Source organism: Vibrio sp. 10N.286.49.B3, assembly GCF_002873395.1.
Classification (GTDB): domain Bacteria; phylum Pseudomonadota; class Gammaproteobacteria; order Enterobacterales; family Vibrionaceae; genus Vibrio.
Genome location: NZ_MCUV01000012.1, coordinates 5,014 through 24,167 on the forward strand (window position 1 = coordinate 5,014; position 19,154 = coordinate 24,167).

General features: G+C 40.2%; 15 protein-coding genes and 2 tRNA genes. 4 read left to right on the forward strand and 13 right to left on the reverse strand.

The annotated features are described in order from the left end of the window. The 3 genes from BCU68_RS06515 to BCU68_RS06525 all read right to left on the reverse strand — a co-directional run. Window positions 1-186: cold-shock protein (locus BCU68_RS06515; RefSeq protein WP_102563984.1), on the reverse strand; the 186-nt coding region annotated here is incomplete at its 3' end. 227 nt (window positions 187-413) lie between these two features. Continuing rightward, window positions 414-2,027 carry a GTPase gene (locus BCU68_RS06520; RefSeq protein WP_102563985.1) on the reverse strand — a complete coding sequence of 538 codons (1,614 nt, stop codon included), beginning with the start codon at window positions 2,025-2,027 and terminating at the stop codon, window positions 414-416. Then, window positions 2,014-3,111 carry a GTPase gene (locus tag BCU68_RS06525; RefSeq protein WP_102563986.1) on the reverse strand — a complete coding sequence of 366 codons (1,098 nt, stop codon included), beginning with the start codon at window positions 3,109-3,111 and terminating at the stop codon, window positions 2,014-2,016. The genes BCU68_RS06520 and BCU68_RS06525 overlap by 14 nt, the downstream gene beginning before the upstream one ends. A 150-nt stretch (window positions 3,112-3,261) precedes the next feature. Here BCU68_RS06525 and BCU68_RS06530 point away from each other — a divergent pair, with 150 nt between their 5' ends. After that, complete coding sequence (locus BCU68_RS06530; protein ID WP_102563987.1) at window positions 3,262-4,530, forward strand: GGDEF domain-containing protein; 1,269 nt, start codon at window positions 3,262-3,264, stop codon at window positions 4,528-4,530. 91 nt (window positions 4,531-4,621) lie between these two features. Here the strand turns inward: BCU68_RS06530 and BCU68_RS06535 are convergent, their stop codons facing one another. Then, window positions 4,622-5,140, reverse strand: a complete 519-nt coding sequence (locus tag BCU68_RS06535; RefSeq protein ID WP_102563988.1) for a VOC family protein — start codon at window positions 5,138-5,140, stop codon at window positions 4,622-4,624. Between the two features lie 169 nt (window positions 5,141-5,309). Further along, window positions 5,310-5,570, reverse strand: a complete 261-nt coding sequence (locus tag BCU68_RS06540; RefSeq protein WP_102564037.1) for a DUF5062 family protein — start codon at window positions 5,568-5,570, stop codon at window positions 5,310-5,312. Between the two features lie 252 nt (window positions 5,571-5,822). Between BCU68_RS06540 and BCU68_RS06545 the strand changes: the two genes are divergently transcribed. After that, a complete protein-coding gene (locus tag BCU68_RS06545) occupies window positions 5,823-7,433 on the forward strand; it encodes an amidohydrolase family protein (RefSeq protein WP_198591696.1) in 1,611 nt (536 codons plus the stop codon). 72 nt (window positions 7,434-7,505) lie between these two features. Here the strand turns inward: BCU68_RS06545 and BCU68_RS06550 are convergent, their stop codons facing one another. Beyond that, entirely contained in the window at window positions 7,506-8,693 is a 1,188-nt protein-coding gene (locus BCU68_RS06550) for an acetate/propionate family kinase (protein WP_102563990.1), read from the reverse strand. 603 nt (window positions 8,694-9,296) lie between these two features. Between BCU68_RS06550 and BCU68_RS06555 the strand changes: the two genes are divergently transcribed. Then, window positions 9,297-11,375 carry a DUF4962 domain-containing protein gene (locus tag BCU68_RS06555; protein WP_102563991.1) on the forward strand — a complete coding sequence of 693 codons (2,079 nt, stop codon included), beginning with the start codon at window positions 9,297-9,299 and terminating at the stop codon, window positions 11,373-11,375. 145 nt (window positions 11,376-11,520) lie between these two features. Here the strand turns inward: BCU68_RS06555 and galM are convergent, their stop codons facing one another. The 4 genes from galM to galE all read right to left on the reverse strand — a co-directional run bounded on the left by galM (window position 11,521) and on the right by galE (window position 15,961). Beyond that, window positions 11,521-12,609, reverse strand: coding sequence for a galactose-1-epimerase (galM, locus tag BCU68_RS06560; protein ID WP_102563992.1), 1,089 nt, complete (start codon window positions 12,607-12,609; stop codon window positions 11,521-11,523). A 38-nt stretch (window positions 12,610-12,647) separates the two neighbouring features. Continuing rightward, a complete protein-coding gene (gene galK, locus BCU68_RS06565) occupies window positions 12,648-13,805 on the reverse strand; it encodes a galactokinase (RefSeq protein ID WP_102563993.1) in 1,158 nt (385 codons plus the stop codon). 20 nt (window positions 13,806-13,825) lie between these two features. After that, window positions 13,826-14,878 carry a UDP-glucose--hexose-1-phosphate uridylyltransferase gene (locus tag BCU68_RS06570; RefSeq protein WP_102563994.1) on the reverse strand — a complete coding sequence of 351 codons (1,053 nt, stop codon included), beginning with the start codon at window positions 14,876-14,878 and terminating at the stop codon, window positions 13,826-13,828. Window positions 14,879-14,941: 63 nt separating this feature from the next. Continuing rightward, the gene (galE, locus tag BCU68_RS06575) at window positions 14,942-15,961 is read right to left on the reverse strand and encodes a UDP-glucose 4-epimerase GalE (RefSeq protein WP_102563995.1); all 1,020 of its coding nucleotides are present in this window, start codon (window positions 15,959-15,961) and stop codon (window positions 14,942-14,944) included. 256 nt (window positions 15,962-16,217) lie between these two features. On the opposite strand from galE, the gene BCU68_RS06580 reads away from it, so the two are divergent. Continuing rightward, window positions 16,218-17,006 (forward strand): lipase, encoded by a 789-nt coding sequence (locus BCU68_RS06580; RefSeq protein WP_102563996.1) that lies wholly within the window; start codon window positions 16,218-16,220, stop codon window positions 17,004-17,006. A 58-nt stretch (window positions 17,007-17,064) separates the two neighbouring features. Here BCU68_RS06580 and BCU68_RS06585 read toward each other — a convergent pair. The 3 genes from BCU68_RS06585 to BCU68_RS06595 all read right to left on the reverse strand — a co-directional run bounded on the left by BCU68_RS06585 (window position 17,065) and on the right by BCU68_RS06595 (window position 19,026). Beyond that, a tRNA-Cys gene (locus BCU68_RS06585) sits at window positions 17,065-17,138 on the reverse strand. 64 nt (window positions 17,139-17,202) lie between these two features. After that, window positions 17,203-17,289 (reverse strand) — tRNA-Leu (locus BCU68_RS06590). 366 nt (window positions 17,290-17,655) lie between these two features. Continuing rightward, the gene (locus BCU68_RS06595) at window positions 17,656-19,026 is read right to left on the reverse strand and encodes an NCS2 family permease (RefSeq protein ID WP_102563997.1); all 1,371 of its coding nucleotides are present in this window, start codon (window positions 19,024-19,026) and stop codon (window positions 17,656-17,658) included. Window positions 19,027-19,154 lie beyond the last annotated feature (128 nt).

Consider the following 19,154-nt stretch of genomic DNA (forward strand, 5'->3'; position numbering starts at 1 on the left):
AAGACCTTTTTGGCCTTGCTCAACTTCGAAAGATACTTTTTGGCCATCTTTTAAAGTTTTGAAACCTTCTGAAGCGATTGCACGGAAGTGTACGAATACATCAGCACCGCCATTGTCTTGAGTAATAAAACCGAAACCTTTCTCTTCGTTGAACCATTTTACTAAACCAGTAGTTGCATTAGACATAGTGTGTCCCTTAATATTTTATTAATACATTTATCGAAAAATTGTGAAACGCTGATATTTGAATTATTGAATGTGACGAGAAGCTAAGGGAAATACTGAGGATAACAATTACGAAGAAATACTGAGGATTTACTTTTACTTGATGTTTCATTAATAACCCTGAACAACAGAGCGAGGTGGATATTACCCTGTTTTTTGGATTTGTAAAGCGTTATTAAAATAATATTTTATTTCTTTTTATTATTAAAAAAAGCAACCATACGCGAAGGTGTCACCTTTCTAGCCACTTTAGGTGCTAATTTCTTACCTGTTGTGACTACTCTATTCGCTTGATTTCTCAATGAAACGCCTCGTACTATTGTTTCAATCCGCTGACGATTGCGTTGAACATGACTCGCCTGCTCCACACCATCAATTAGCACTTGCTTCAAAGTATCCACCCCAAAACTTGGTTTATTTTTTGCTACGGACAGAGGGAAAGCAAGGTCGGTATTGAGAAGTTGCTGGTTATAAGTCACAGCTTGAGCGATGATTGCTGCTTTTTCACCGACTGGATTTTCAATATCATAAGGTGGAGACCATTCTGAGGTAGGGCTAAGCTTGTCAACCTGGTTAACCGCAGCAAAGATGATTGGTTTTTTACGAGAAATATTCTCTTGTGCCAAGTAAAAATCTTCAAATTGAGCACACAAACGTTTATCCAACTCTCGAGCAGACTGATTGGCCTTAGTCACCCATAAGATAAGATCTGCCTCTGTCATCTCTTTTAACATTTGAGCGCTTGTTTTTTCACTACCGTCTAAGCCTTTAGTATCAACGATTCGTACTTCATGCTCGTTAAGATTGGTTTGATAGACCGTTGAGTTATCTGTTGAGGGTAATGGATCAACCTCGGCAATATTATGCTCTTGAAGCACATTGATTATCGATGACTTCCCACTTCCGGTCTGACCCACGAGAACAACACGAATAGGCTCTAAGTCTGGAGCGAGACGCTGAGCATCTCGCTTCGTAACTTGTGAACATTGAATATCGCCCTCTTCAAAACTAAACCGTCCGCTGTATAAGTCGATAGCAACGGCTGTAACTTCATCTAATAGCGCCTCTTTCGCTTTACTCTGCATGTCATCAGCAAAGCCTTTTGTCATCGCAGACGTTGCTTGCTGTTTAGCTAAATCAGACACCACTTTTAATGGATTGAAATACAGGTTTTTGACATGATTAGCCCAAATAGCGCCATGAATGATGCGTTGGCCTGTTTCGCCATACTGCTCATAAGCTTCATAGCCCGCCTTAATATAAGAAACCTTTAAGTATTCAATCGCTGGTATATTTTCTTTAATCACCATTTTATAGCGACGGCTCACCTCTTCAAATAACTTCAAGGCTTCTGGTATCGAGAAATCTAAGGTTTTTTTATCAAATTTTTCCGCCACAAACGCTAACACATCAAGCCCTAACACATCGAGGTCACGCCATTGAGGCTCGGCTTGTAAACGCTGACGAGAATAGCTTTTTGTTGCCTGCCAAATAGCTAATTCTTGTTGAGACCAATCATCTGAAACTTTGACCAAACTATCATCTAAATCCTCTTTGCTATCCGACAAACCCTTATTTTTACGTTGAGACGCACGATTGACGACATAAAGAGGGAGAGTCACGAGTAAAGAACTAACCGCAATAGATAAAGACAAGATCAGAATATGACCATGCTGAAAAGCCAATACAAAGCCAAAACCCATAGTAATGACGATCGGCAATACTGCGGAAATGATCGCAATGCCCCACTTACCGCCCGATAAATCAGAGAGTAGACGATAGAAACCTTTAATCTTCATCATAACCAGATACTGCCTTTCCTTTTCTTAATGCATTTTTATATAACGTTTGCATCTTTTGTTGGGAAACAGGTTCTCCCTTACTCTTATGATAAAAATAAAAGCAAGCTGCTCGCCCTAAACCATAAGTAGTACCAAAACTCATCGCAGCTGCCGTCACAGAGCCAACGGTTTGTCCATAAACGGGAATAAATTTAACCAGTTGTCTTGCACCTAATTTAATTGAATACTGCATGGCAAAACTACTGCCTAATGTAGCCACTAATTCACCAAGGATGCGTTTATTCCACTCTACGCCATATTGATTTGCTAAACTGTGCAACATTTTTGCTTGGAGAGTCGGTACAGTAACCAATCCAACCGCTGGGACTAAATCACTCACACCTGCGCTGCCAGCGTACCAAAGTATCTCTTTCTCTACCTGATTAAAATTACTTTCTTCTATACTTGAATGCGTTTTATCTATTACCATCATTTCAATAATTGGGAGCAACTTAATTAAGCTATCTATAAGGTGACTACTGTGGTCATCTGAATACTTATCTGCGTGAAAATCAACGGTGACCGTTGCAAAATCCTTTCCCCATATACCGGCAACTTGGCTATGATTAAAAGCAATTAAGCGCGCTCGCTCACTCTCATCGACAAGTTGCACACCGCTATGTACTAACAACAACTGACGAATGATTTTTTGTTTTTTGATTCGCTTTAGTGCCGCAAGTAAAGAAGATTGCTCGGGATCATCGGCCTTCATAACCACAACTAACCCATGACTTGACGGGTTTATCGCATCTAAATCATCACTTGGATCGTACTCCGCCTCTCCTAAGCCTCTTGTATCAAGAAATCGCATCACAGGTTTTTCTTGAGGAAAATCATAAGCTTGCGCAGTCATGGTACATGGAGCAAAGCCATTCCCGACTTCAACAGATGAAAGCCCAGTAATCGATTGGATCAGTGACGATTTACCTGCACCGGTTTTGCCAAGTAACCATAAAGTAGGTAAATGCTGGCACTGATAGTCACAAGCTTGAAGCAAATCAGGGTTCTTACTTGGGTTCAAAGCCTTTTTTATTTTATCAAACATACCCCCCCTCCCTTAAATCTTCTTTGTTTCATACACTTGATAGCAATTAAAATAATAGTATTTTTTTTCTCATTTCCAGCAAACAGATATGAATTATGATGCACCTGATATATAGTATGTCATGCCACCAATAACACAATACTTTAGCAGATGAATATCATTTATAAGTCAGGAACAATACTACTTATCACTAGTTTACTTGTCATTTTATTCCAAATAAGTACTGAAAAGACATTTAACTTACTTGATTACCCTACCACCCTTTTTGGCGATGAAGAAAATAACGGTGGCAATACAAGAGTCTCCATTTTAAAAGGTGCTGACGATATCACTTATGAATGCCAACTTGGTGACCAGTATGCTTGGCCATTTTGTGAGTATGAGTTTACCTTGTCTGATGATGGCAAAAATGGTGTCGATTTGCGCCTGTATGATGTTGCTGAACTTAATATGAGCTTCTATGTTGGCGGGGAATTACTACAAGGTGAACCTGTTCGTATTTATATAAAGCAGTATGATTCCTCGCTGCCACCAAGCGCGGGGTTCAAAGCAAACCTTATTGAAATTGATGCGAACACCTCTAATGATGCCGTTAAAATGCCTCTAAAATACATGCGTACTGCTGACTGGTGGCGCTATGAGCATAGTATCCCCTTTGAAAAAGCTCACACCGAACGTAGCAATATTGTTTCTATCTCGATATCAACCCCAGATAAAGCTAAGGTAGGCACTTATAAAGTCATTATTCACTCTTTTGTTTTAAAAGGTAAGTATATACACAACCAAACTTTATACTTATTTCTCTCAATTGCCTGGGCTACCTTTGGTATTTCAGTTTTGATGGCTGCTTTCATAAATTACAGAAAAGAGTTATCGCAACTACAAGTCAACAACACAAACTTGCAAAAGTTAAATCAAAAATACAAATCGTTATCGACTTATGATGCATTAACTGGCGCACTAAACCGAAATGGTAGTGCAGAGCTGACGCAATTAATTGGTAAAGGTTTAGGTGGAATGGGCGTTATCTATATTGACCTAGACCACTTTAAACAGCTCAATGACAACTACGGACATCATATCGGTGATCAAGTGTTACAATCATTTGCACGTTTATGCCATAACTATCAATATCAAAATAAGCATCTGATCCGCTGGGGTGGTGAAGAGTTCATGTTATTTATTGAAAATGCTTCTGAAGATGAGAGTTACCAACACGCTAGTGAACTATTAGCCGCAATGCGAGAAGTGGACTGGCCTTACGATATTCATCTTACCTGCTCAATTGGGGTTACCAACTGCAAAGATATCAAGTATTTTGATTTAGCGATCCAGCAAGCTGATAAGGCGATGTATCATTCGAAGAAAAATGGCAGAAACCAAGTAACGAAATGGTCTTCGATTATAGAGAAAGTATAAAAGATTAATGCTCCTCACTGATAATGTTAATCAGCGAGAAGTAGATTAGCGACTTAGCTAGTATGAACAATGGCGCTATTCATTTTCTAACTTAATCGTATTGAATCAACTCAATACGCTCACTGTCAGGACCAAGGACGAAAGCGATCGTACCTGTCATACCACGTGCGCTTACAGGCGTTGGTGGTGTTACTGCTGTTGCACCCGCTTCTAGAGCCGTGTTGTAAACTGCTTCAATTTCAGTAACCACAAGGCCAAAATGGTTAATTGGTTGTTGGTATGCTTGACGCTCTGACTCTACACCATCACCAAACATTTCGATGATACCACCAGCGTCATCTTCTAGCATGACACCAGCCATATCGATAGTCATCGAGCGCTCACCTGAACCTAATGTCATCGTATCCCAACGTGTTTTCACTTTGAAATTAAATGCTTCATTATAGAACTCAATTGAACGGTCAAGATCGATAACTCGTAGTGCTACGTGGTCAAGACGTACAACAGATTGTGTTGATTGAGCAGTTGCTTGAGCATCTGATTGTGCGGTTGCGATTGCAGGTGCTAGAGAAATAAGAGTAGCAAGAAGTAAACTAGCTATGCTTTTCATGAGGATTATCCTTTAATTGAAATTATCCTTATTTTATCGATAGTTAGATTTATACAACAGGTCACTTCATGCCATCAGATACTCAGCATAAAAAGACCTGAATTGACATACACTTGTGGGTATAGTCATTTCAGACCTTTTTTAAGAAATATAGCTCATTAGATTAACGCTATTTTAGAGGATCGTTATCTGGTAAGGCTCGATGTATCCACAATGCTAAGCGTTTTTTGATATTCGCACCATCAAGCTTGCCAGCAGGAAGTGGCGTTATTTGGTTCACTTCAACTAAGAACAAATAGACTGCTTTAATCGTTGTCGGTTGTGATGTACTAGATAAATCAAAACCTTGCAGCTTTGCCATTTTTAAACCGACTTCTACTGCTTTTTTAACTAACTTATCCTCATTAAGGATCTTCGCCGTTTTTGACATATCACCACTACCCTCGCTATCCATTAGAGTGTTCAGTATATCAAACCAATATGATGGCTTGATTACCTTGATCTCAAATTGAAGATTTTTTAACGATAAATAAAGAACATTTTTCAACCTCAATCGCAAACTTGTAAGAATCCCCATGACTTTGCTAGATAATCGACCAGAGGCTACTAATATTTGTCTATCGAGAGGCGATTTATAAAATAGATACCGATAAGTTCAATAAAATACGTAAAGGGAATGAAGATGAATTCAGAACAAGAATCTTTGATACAAAATTTTGATGTTGTGATCTTACATGGTCGAGTGATGGATCCTGAAACAAAATTCGATGCAGTCAGAAATGTTGGTATTAAAGATGGAAAAATAGCCGCCATAACTGAAGAAGCAATTCAAGGCAAAGAGACCATCAATGCTAGAAATCATGTCGTTGCCCCTGGTTTTATTGATGGTCATCAGCACTGTATGGAACCTTACGCTTATCGCCTAATGTTACGAGATGGGCGTACTACCATTCTAGATTTAGAAGTTGGTGCACATGGTTCTAAAATCGATGAGTTCTATAAAGCTCGTGAAGGTAAAGCACCTCTTAATTTCGGTGCCGCTGTTGCTCATGAATTTGCCCGCGCAGAAGTCTTAGATGGTTTTAATTATTGGAAGTATCTAAATACACCTGATGCCGCAAATTCACGTAAAAGTGACGGTTGGACAAAAACAAGACCGACCCTCGAACAAGGTAATCAAATATTAGCGGTATTAGATGAAGGACTGCGCCAAGGTGGTATCGGTATTGGGTCGACCGTTGGTTACATGCGTGAAGGTGTATCAACTCGTGAAATCTATGAATTACAAAAATTATCAGGGTTATATGGTCGTCAGATAGGTATGCACTTTAGGGGGACTCCTGGTGATGATGTTGCTGAGGTAAACGGCATTCAAGAAATGTTAGCTAATACTGCTGCTCTTGGTTCACCAGCTATTGCATGTCACTTTAATAATCCTGGCTATAACTTAGTTCATGAGCTACTCGTCAAAATGCGAGAGCGAGGTTATAACGTTTGGGGAGAAATATACCCTTATGCCGCTGGCTCTACTGCCCTCAATGCCGTTTTTCTTGAGCCTGGTATTTGGGTTAAAAGCCTAGGTTATAAATACGAAGAAACCGTTCAAGATGTAGAAACAATGGAGTTTTATACTGAGGAAAGTCGTATTGAAATGCTGAAAAAAGAGCCAACTCGGGCTGTTATTGTTTATAAAATGCCAGAAAGTGCTATTGTCGATTGGTTAAAAATGCCTGGTGTTGCTATTGGCAGTGATGGCATGCCTTTGTTCCCCGATACTGGTTTAGACAGAAATACCCCCTTTGAAGATTATCCAAATACTCACCCTCGTTTTGCTGGAGCCTTTGCTAAAACATTACGCTTGGGGCAAGACAATAATATTCCATTAATGCAACTCGTTGCCATGACCTCTTACAATTATGCAAAGCCTCTTGGTGATATGGGGTTAAAATCGATGCAAGTTCGTGGTCGAGTTCAAGTTGGAATGGTCGCTGATATTACGATCTTTAGCCCTGAAGATGTACAGGATAACGCAACGTATACGCAAGGGGTTATCCCATCCACCGGGATCCCATATGTACTGGTTAATGGTGTGATTGTGGTTAATGAGTCAAAATGCCTACCCGATAATATCAACCCTGGTCAAGCCATTCGCTTTGAACCCATAACAGAAACTAAACTTGTACCCTTAACGATCGATAGCTGGAATAAAGAGTTTTATGTTATTCCTGATGACTTTGGTGGTGCAGCAATGAAATGTTGTGATTTTGCTGATGATCCAGGACATAAGCATTAAATATAGGTACTGACTAACAAAAAAAGCGAGCCACTTGGGCTCGCTTTTTAATATTCTAAAGACTAATGAAGTTTATAGCAATTCAACTGATTGTTGAGCAATTACAAACTCTTCATTAGTTGGGATAACAATGGCAACAGGAGAGTCTGCTTGAGTAATAACGCCTTGTGCACCAAAACGTGCAGCTTCGTTGGCTTTTTCATCTTCTTTGTAGCCTAAGATTTTTAGGTAGCTTAAGATTTCACGACGAATTAGCAGTGCGTTCTCACCAATACCACCAGTGAAGATAATTGCGTCTAGAGAATCTAAAGACACCATGTAAGAAGAGATGTATTTAGCAACACGGTAAGTAAACACTTGGAATGCGAGTTTCGCTTGCTCATCACCCGCTTCCATTGCTTCTAGGATACCGCGAGCATCACTAGTCAGACCTGATACGCCTAGGAAACCTGATTTTTTGTTCAGTGTTTCAAATACTTGCTCTGGCTCCCAACCTTTTTTGATAAGGAACTCGATGATGCCTGGGTCTAAATCACCACAACGTGTACCCATCATAAGACCAGATAGTGGTGTGAAGCCCATGCTCGTATCAACACTTTGGCCATCACGGATTGCACATACTGATGCACCGTTACCAAGGTGAACAGAAATGAAGCTGCTTTCTTCGATTGGCTTGTTAACCACTTTTGCTGCTTCACGGCTTACGAAGTAGTGACTTGTACCGTGGAAACCGTAGCGACGAATACCATAATCAGTATAAAGTTCACTTGCAATAGCACCAGTGAATGCTTTCTTAGGCATTGTTTGGTGGAATGCCGTATCGAATACAGCAAATTGTGGTAATGCAGGGAATGATTCAATTGCAGCTTCAATACCAATAGCGCCGGCAGGGTTATGCAAAGGTGCTAGGTCAGCTAGGTTTTTAATTTCGGTTAATACTACGTCATCAATTTTAACCGTTGATGTGAATTTCTCACCACCGTGAACAATACGGTGGCCAACAGCAACAAGTTTATCGGTTAGGCTTAATGTATCAACTAAATCAACGATACGGTTGATTGCGTGTTTGTGGTGCTCAGAGTCAGCCGTGATTGCTTCTTCTGTTTTTTCACCATTAAACTTCCAGCTAATTACGGCTTCTGGCATACCGAAGCACTCACCTAAACCACTCACTACAGCATCACCCGTTTGTGAATCGATTACTGCAAACTTAAGAGAAGAGCTACCTGAGTTGATAACTAATACTAACGAGTTAGACATGTGAAAATATCCTATTTCTGACTGATGTGGTAAAGCACAGTGCTTCCTGATTTGTAGTACCTATTATTCAATAATTTTTGAATGTTTCAACTTTATTTTATGCATAACTCGATAAGAAACCATTATATATTGATCTAGATCAATATTGACTTTGTTTCTATCACTGAAATATATCACCAATTATTTATGCACAATTAAATTGCTTTATATTTAGGCACTTTATGTATTATTAGTCGAAACACTGTCAAATTGATACTAATAAATTCAAATTACTCAACTAAATTTGATGATAATGACTAAAAAGCAGATGTTATTGCTGAGATTAATCGATGGATTAAAATTTAGTTAGCGATTTTACCATCCATAAGTATACAGCCAATCCATCCTCTCAAACTGTTATAAAGCTCCATATCATAACGTCAATGAATGTAATCGACTCTTATTCAAGCTCTATTTACTCTTTAATGATAGAAAAGTGAGCATTTAAACTGTAGACATCACAAAAATGATAAGAAATGTGACTTCGCCCTTACGTTTTATCTTCCTATTGTATTACAATATGCCTATAGACAATAAAGCATTACCAACTATGAGAGAGTTCGTATGAGCAATGACAAAGCGTTAGATGCTATCAGAAAGATGAAGCTGGAGAATGATACTTCAGCTGGTAATCTTGTAGATCTACTTCCAATTGAAGTACAAAAACGTGATTTTGACCTATCATTCCTAGATAACTTGAGCGAAGCGCGTCCTCGCCTTCTTGTTCAATCTGAAGATCTAGCTGAATTCAAAGCAAAAGTAAAAGCTGATGAATCTCACTGCATGTTCGATGATTTCTTCACAAAATCGACAGTTAAGTTCCTTGAGACTGCTCCTTACGAAGAGCCTCAAGCTTACCCTGCAGAGACAGTAGGCAAAGCATCTCTATGGCGTCCTTACTGGCGTCAAATGTACGTTGATTGCCAAATGGCGCTTAACGCAACACGTAACCTAGCTATCGCTGGTGTTGTTAAAGATGATGAAGATCTTATTGCTAAAGCAAAAGCTTGGACTCTAAAACTGTCTACTTACGATCCAGAAGGCGTGACTTCTCGTGGCTACAACGATGAAGCAGCATTCCGCGTAATCGCAGCAATGGCTTGGGGTTATGACTGGCTACATGGTTACTTTACTGATGAAGAACGTCAGCAAGTTCAAGATGCACTAATCGAGCGTCTTGACGAAATCATGCACCACCTGAAAGTAACGGTTGATCTACTGAACAACCCACTAAACAGCCACGGTGTTCGTTCTATTTCTTCTGCTATCATCCCTACGTGTATCGCGCTTTACCACGATCACCCGAAAGCAGGCGAATACATCGCATACGCACTAGAATACTATGCAGTACACTACCCACCATGGGGCGGTGTAGACGGCGGTTGGGCTGAAGGTCCTGATTACTGGAACACACAAACAGCATTCCTAGGTGAAGCATTCGATCTATTGAAAGCTTACTGTGGCGTAGATATGTTCAACAAGACATTCTACGAAAACACTGGTGATTTCCCACTTTACTGCATGCCAGTTCACTCTAAGCGTGCTAGCTTCTGTGACCAATCATCAATCGGTGATTTCCCAGGTCTAAAACTGGCTTACAACATCAAGCACTACGCTGGTGTTAACCAAAAGCCTGAGTACGTTTGGTACTACAACCAACTTAAAGGTCGTGATACTGAAGCTCACACGAAATTCTACAACTTCGGTTGGTGGGACTTCGGCTACGATGATCTTCGTTTTAACATCCTTTGGGATGCACCAGAAGAGAAAGCGCCTTCAAACGATCCACTGTTGAAAGTATTCCCAATCACTGGTTGGGCTGCATTCCACAACAAGATGACTGAGCGTGATGAGCACATCCACATGGTGTTCAAGTGTTCTCCGTTTGGCTCTATCAGCCACTCACACGGTGACCAAAACGCATTCACACTGCATGCATTTGGTGAAACACTGGCTTCAATCACTGGTTACTACGGTGGTTTCGGTGTTGACATGCACACTAAATGGCGTCGTCAAACGTTCTCTAAAAACCTTCCACTATTCGGTGGTAAAGGTCAATACGGCGAGAACAAGAACACGGGCTATGAAGGTCACCAAGATCGCTTCTGTATCGAAGCTGGCGGTACAATCTCTGACTACGACACAGAATCTGATGTGAAAATGGTTGAAGGTGATGCGACGGCTTCTTACAAGTACTTCGTTCCTGAAATCGAATCTTACAAGCGTAAGATCTGGTTCGTACAAGGTAAAGTATTCGTAATGCAAGACAAAGCAACACTTTCTGAAGAGAAAGATATGACTTGGTTAATGCACACTACGTTTACAAATGAAGTCGCTGATAAAGCATTCACTATCCGTGGTGAGAACGCACATCTAGACGTGAACTTCATCAACGAATCTCAAGACAACATCACTTCTGTGACAAATGTTGAAGGTTTCGGCGAAGTTGACCCATACGAATTCAAAGATCTAGAAATCCACCGTCATGTTGAAGTGGAATTCAAAGCATCTAAAGAGCACAACATCTTGACTCTTCTTGTTCCTAATAAGAACGAAGGCGAGCAAGTTGAAGTTTCTCACAAATTAGTGGGTAACACGCTTGAATTGACAGTTGATGGCGAAGTAGTCACTATCGAGCTATAAACGACAATTAACCGTTATATTCTTAAGCCTCAGTGATTTCACTGGGGCTTTTTTGTCTCTATCACTATCTACTCACAAAACGACAGGTATAAAAAAGCCTCTGTATAAGCAGAATACAGAGGCAAAGCTTAGTCAAATTCACTAATCAAATTTTGTTCTCATTTCCCCCCGAAAAATCAAACTGGTAGCGCGTCGTATAGTTATATTCTTGATCTGGATATAAAATACAATTCTCTTGCTTAAAATTTATATGATTAGGTGAATCTGGTAAGAACTGAGATTCTAGCGCAATTCCAGCGTAATTGTTATAGTTATCACCCTTTCGATTCGGTGTTCCGGATAACCAATTACCGGTATAAATCTGCACACTAGGTTTATCTGTTATTAAACAAAGGCTTACTTTATCATCTGGTGAAGTTAATCTGACCGCATACTCTTCATTTTTAACCAACAAAAAGGCATGATCATAACCATTCGTTAATTTTTGCTGCTCATCAATTAGCCAATCTGTTTTGATTTCCTTCGCTTTCGTAAAGTCAAAACTGGTATCAAACACAGATTTCAACTCACCATAAGGAATTCCCACCTCATTAACAGGTAAGTAAGTCTCTGACTTTACTTGCAACTGATGGTCTAAACAATCAAAGTCTGACTCCGCGCCTAATAGATTAAAATACGCATGGTTGGTTAAATTAACTGGCGTTGCTTTATCTGTTTTGCCGCGATAGCGAATAATGACTTCATTATCAGAAGTTAATTCATAGCAAACAGAAACCACTAATTGCCCAGGGAACCCTTGATCACCATCTTCTGATACTAATTTAAATTCAACATAGTCCGTATTTTGTTTAACTATTTCCCATCGCCTTTTATCAAAACCATCCACTCCACCATGTAGGCAATTACCGGCTTGATTAATTGATACCTGATAAGCAATACCATCAATATCAAACTGACCAGCAGAAATTCGGTTAGCATAACGACCAACGGTAGCGCCCAGATAACATTTTTGCTGATAAAAATCGTCAATGGTGGACACACCCAGCAACACTTCCCTATTTTGCTGTGCCATTGGTAGCCTGCAACTTAGCCATGTCGCACCAATATCCATAAACACCACACTCATGCCATGAATATTAGTCAGCTGCACTAAATTAGCCTTATGACCATCAGTTGCTACACCTTGTCTCATTGTAGTGAAAAGAGGTGATTGAATTTTATCGATATTTTCCATACTTATTACCTGGGACGCATTCATAGTAATACTCTTAATTATAAAGTAACGACACCAGCACCCTCTTTTGCCTGGCATATATAAATGGACTCTTTCAAACCAGTTTGTGCTTGGTATTGCGTTTCAACTGCAGCAATTAAACCATCAACCATTGTAGGTTTCACTAAGGCAACAATACAACCACCGAAACCACCGCCAGTCATACGCACCCCACCTTCAAGACCAATTTCTGCTTTAACAATATCAACTAATGCATCAACTTCACGAACAGTAATTTCAAAATCATCACGCATAGAAACATGCGATGCTGCCATTAGGCTTGCTAACTCAGTCATATTATTTTCCGACAGGGCTTTAGCTGCTGCAATGGTACGATCATTTTCGCTGATCACATGTTTTGCACGTTTAGCGACAACAGGATCAAGTTGCACCTGACTCGATTCAAACTCACTTAGGCTGATATCGCGCAGCGCCTTAACCCCAAATGCCTTTGCAGCCTCTTCACATTGTTCACGGCGAGTGTTGTATTCACTATCAACCAAGCCACGTTTTTTATTACTATTAATGATAACCACAACCATATCTTCTGGCATTGATACCGCTTGAGTTTCCAATGTACGGCAATCAAGTAACATCGCATGGTTCTCTTTGCCTTCAGCAGAAATCATTTGATCCATGATCCCACAATTACAGCCGACGAACTCATTCTCCGCTTGTTGACCATTCAGTGCGATTTCAGCTTGACTAATTTCAAGTCCATAAAGCACTTTAAACGTCTGACCAATAACAACTTCCAATGCAGCTGAAGAACTAAGACCAGCACCTTGAGGGACATTACCACTCACTGAAATATCAGCACCGCTGAATTGATAGCCACGCTTAAGCAAACAAACCACAACACCACGAATGTAGTTAGCCCACATTTTATCTTGCTGAAAAGTAATCGGTTGTGTGAGATCAAACTGATCAATTTCATTACCGTAATCAACCGAAACAACACGAACCACATTGTCATCACGTTTTGTTGCTGCAACAACCGTTTGATAATTTACTGCACACGGTAAAACAAAACCATCGTTATAATCGGTATGTTCACCAATCAAATTAACGCGACCTGGCGCTTGAATAATATGAGTTGGCGAATGATCAAAAGTATTTTGAAAAGCCTGTGTAACGTTATCAATTAATGTTTTCATCGGTATACTCCTAATCTAAATTATTGTTCTTTATAGTGAATATCGCTAAGATCTCGCAAACGTTGTGCTGCTTGCTCTGCTGTTAAATCACGTTGAGACTCTGCAAGCATTTCATAACCAACCATGAATTTTCTCACTGACGCAGAGCGTAATAATGGTGGATAGAACAAAGCATGCAATTGCCAATGATCGATATCTGTACCTTCTTCAAAGAAAGGCGCATAGTGCCAACCCATTGAATATGGGAAAGAACACTTGAACAAATTATCATAACGGCTGGTTAGCTTTTTAATCGCAAGCGCAAGATCATCCCTTTGCTCATCGGATAGTTCACTCATTCGACGAATATGTGTTTTTGGCAATAGCATCGTTTCAAATGGCCACGCAGCCCAATATGGAACGACGGCAATCCAATGCTCTGTCTCAACCACAGTACGAGAACCATCTTTCATTTCTGCTTGAACATAATCCACCAGCAGATTGCTACCATATTTTTCACTGTACTCTTTAAGCAGTTTTTCTTTACGTTCTATTTCATTGGGTAAAAAACTATTTGCCCAAACTTGTCCATGTGGATGAGGTTGAGAACAACCCATAGCCTCGCCTTTATTTTCAAAAGCTTGCACCCAAAGATAATCTTTTCCTAGCTCTTCAATCTGATCATTCCAAGTTTCAACAACGCCACGAATTTGCTTTGTACTTAACTCTGGCAGTGTTTTGCTATGATCAGGTGAGAAACAAATCACACGACTAAGACCACGTACCCCTTCTGTTCTAAATAATGGAGAATCGGATTGTGGCGCTTCCGGTGAGGTTGGCATCAATGCAGCAAAATCATTATTAAAAACATAAGTGCCAGGGTAATCAGGGTTTTCATCACCAGATATACGTGTATTGGTTGGACATAAGAAGCACTTGCTATCATATTTTTCTAATGTTGCCGTCGATGGCGTTTCATCTTGACCACTCCACGGTCTTTTCGCTCGATGCGGAGAAACTAAGATCCACTGCCCTGTTAATGGATTATAACGACGGTGTGGATGATCCACTGGGTTAAATTGAATATCAGACATATTTTTTCTCTACTAAAATTGGTATTTGCTTAAGATGATGGCTTATGCACATCACCTTAATGATTATTCTTGATAGCCTTGAGGGTGCTGTGATTGCCAGTTCCAGGTATCTGCACTCATCTCGTTAATATTGCGCGTCGCTTTCCAGCCAAGGTCTTGCTCTGCTTTATCAGTACTTGCGTAACATTGAGCGATATCACCAGGGCGGCGCTCTTCTATTTTGTATGCAATATCATGCCCACAAGCTAATGAAAATGCATCCACCATATCAAGCACGCTGCTGCCCTGACCGGTTCCCAAATTATAGGTATGTAGACCTATGCGCTTTTGTAATACTTTGAGCGCTGCAACATGCCCATCGGCCAAATCCATAACATGAATATAATCACGTACACCTGTGCCATCCTCTGTTGGATAGTCATCACCAAAAATAGACAAGTGTGTTCTACGACCAACTGCTACTTGTGCAATAAATGGCATTAAATTATTCGGTATACCTTGTGGATCTTCACCCATAGATCCTGAAGGATGCGCGCCCACAGGGTTAAAATAGCGGAGTAAAGTGATGCTCCAATCTTTCTCTGCAGCAAAAAAATCTCGTAAACACTCTTCAACCATATACTTACTACGACCATACGGGTTAGTCGTTGCGCCCGTTGGTGAAGCTTCAGTAATAGGCACTTCTTGAGGATCGCCATAAACCGTTGCAGATGAACTAAAAATAAGACTCTTCACATTGGCTTTTTTCATGCAACGTGCGAGAACAAGTGATCCGTTGACATTGTTATCATAATACTCAAGCGGTTTTTGTACGGATTCACCTACCGCTTTTAACCCTGCAAAATGAATAACAGCTTTAATATCATGCTGAGCAAAAATAGAATCAAGAAACGCCTCATCGCGAATGTCACCACAATAAAAAGTCGGTCGGTGCTGAGTCAATGCCTCAATACGCTCCAGTACCAGCGATTTACTATTTGATAGGTTATCAACAATAATCGGCTCCATACCTGCTGCTATCATTTGAAGACAGGTATGACTACCGATATACCCCATCCCTCCAGTCACTAATATCTTATTCATCGAATCATCCTTACTTTATCAACTCGCCTTAGGGTAATCGTTTACACAAAGATTATCTTAAACGCATTCGCCTTATCTGCTGAGTATTCTAGCAAGCTATGACGGTAAAATACTGTGAGCTAGATCCATTAGTGGAAACGTTTACATAATTAAGTACGTTCGCTCATACAAAAGATATGTCATGTACTTAAAAGTTCATCATTTCTTAATAATGCTTGTTTAGAGTTGCCAGTTACTGCCAATAAGAAGTTCTAATGTGAAAGCACTCAAACGTTATCAATACGAACGATATGCCGTATTATGCAATCTTGCTTACCCTCGTGTATTTAAACAAACTCGATATGGTTTTGATCCAAATGGGCAACGTATTATTCGTAATGCTTCAGGCAAAACAATGATACGAGTTCTGTGGTCGCAAAAAAGTAATGAAGTCGTTGTAGTGATTAAGGGTTCTCACAGCATCACGGATTGGTTATTGAACCTGGCATTATGGTCTAGGAGTTGTAAACCATTGGGGCTAGACTACCGGATGCATGCCGGTTTTTATCACCTTCTTTTTCAAGAAAGCCAACCAGGTCGTAATGAAGATAAATTAGGTCTTAGCGTACTGGAACGGTTAGAGGCAACGCTTATTCCTTTAATCTCACAGGGAAAAAGAATTACTATTACAGGTCACTCATCTGGAGGGGCTATTGGCTGTGTTTTTGCTGACTACTTTGAAAAGAAATACCCTAAAAGTATCAAGCGAATCGTCACATTTGGCCAACCCGCTGTCGGTAATTGGCGCTTTAAGAAGAACTATCAACTGAGTATGAAAACCTATCGAATATGTTGTGATATCGATATTGTCACTTTTATGCCCCCTATTCCATTTTTATACTGGCATGTAGGGAAAATGCTATGGCTCTATAATGGTCGAATTTATGAAAACACGCCGACATTAATTCGCTTAGGACGATCAATATTCAGCTGGCTTATTCGCCCTTTCTCATATCATTTAATGAGCAAGTATATTCGCAATAAGGATTTCTTTGACGATAGATAGATAGATAGATGTTTTAACAGAAGAAAATAACAGGGATATCACAGGTAAGAATAAATAATGGAGGCGCCTCCCGGAGTCGAACCGAGGTCCACGGATTTGCAATCCGCTGCATAGCCACTCTGCCAAGGCGCCATTATTTATTATCAATATGTATAGCATTACTGCTAAATTTGCCTTTTGAAAGCAAATGAAAAGATGGTGCCCCGGGCCGGACTTGAACCGGCACAGCGCGAACGCCGAGGGATTTTAAATCCCTTGTGTCTACCAATTCCACCACCAGGGCACGCAATTTCTTGCGATGCCGCTTACTGAAAAGTAAAACACCATCTGTATCTCACCGCATGAGCCATGAGATTTTAATTCTTTATGCTCATCAAGTTCATAAGCTTTGTTTTCATAGGTTGCCCTTGAGAACGAGACGTACTTTAACGTATTTAAAAATTGAGTCAACAAATAAATGCGCTTTTTTATTTAAGTGATTAAAAAGCGATCTTGCCGGTATAAATCACCACCGATACGTTCAAATAAACCACTACACACTCAAAGGATATGTATTTGTAGAGAATAATAAAAATATCTTTCATCTCTATTAAAAAAATAAAGCGAATGACTTTCATCATCCGCTTTCATTTTATTGTTGATAATGCTGCTAGATAGCCCAACCACCCAGATAAAAAATAATAAGCGCTATCGCGATAGAGACGATACCAACATTTAACTTTTTATATTCACCCGCAAATAAGCGTCCAACCACGAGTGTCGTAAAGCCGATCATGATTCCGGTAACGATATTGGCAGATAAAATGATAAATACAGCACATACAAGACCAGACAAGGCATCAACTGAATCATCAAAGTCTAATTTTGATACATTGCTTAACATTAATAGGCCAACATACATAAGAGCTGGCGCCGTCGCATAAGCAGGAACAAGGTAACTCACTGGCGATAAGAAGATCATCACCAAAAATAGCAAGCCGACAACCGTAGCTGTTAGACCAGTCTTACCACCAGCTGCCGTTCCTGCTGCCGATTCAATATATACCGCTGCAGGTGCTCCACCAACAAACCCAGAAGCAATCGAACTTACAGAATCAGCGGTTAATGCTTTACCACCATTGATGATTTGACCATTTTCATCCAATAGATTCGCCTGACCAGCAAGAGCTCTAATGGTACCTGTCGCATCAAATACTGCCGTCATAACCAAGGCAATAACCACAGGTAAAATAGCAGGACTCAGCGCTCCCATGATATCCATTGAACCAATTAACGAGCCACCATCAGCAGACTGCAAACTTGGCAGGGCAAAAAAACCGTTATAAGTCACCGTAGGATCGAAAATCAGACCCAAGATAGAAATAGCAATGATGACAAATAAAATACCACCAGGAACTCTTTTCTTTTCTAGCCCAAAAATAGCAGCTAAGCCTAATACTGACATAATGACAGAAAAAGAAGTGATATCACCCAGTTCGATAGGCAAACCTGCATGAGTATTTTTAACAATTAAGCCAGTGCTATCAGCAGCAATAAGCAATAGGAAAAGACCAATACCAATACCGGTCCCGTGCGCGATACCTGTAGGTAAATTATTAAGGATCCATTGACGTACACCTGTCACGGTTATCAGAGTAAATAGCACACCCATGATAAATACCGCACCAAGCGCGACTGGGATACTCACGCCCTGCCCTAAAACTAAACTAAATGCGGTAAAAGCCGTTAAGGATATAGCGCAACCAATTGCCATCGGTAAGTTTACCCACAAGCCCATGAGTAATGAACCAAATGCGGCAACTAAACAGGTCGCTATAAAGACGGCTCCAGCCTCAAAACCGGCAGCACCTAGCATGCTAGGAACAACAATCACAGAATAAACCATCGCCAAAAATGTGGTTAAACCTGCAATCATTTCAGTTTTAACCGTACTCCCACGCTCTGATATTTTAAAGAAACTATCGAGCTTATTATTTAGGTTGGACTGAGGTGCAGTTTGTGGAGCATTGTCCTGAGACATGGGTATATTCCTTACTATATATCTGGATACCAAAAATTCTGAGCGCATTCTTGCATAATTTACTAAAAAGACAAATAAGCAATCGTTATCGTCAGCTATATAAAATGGAGTGAATACACATAAGAGAT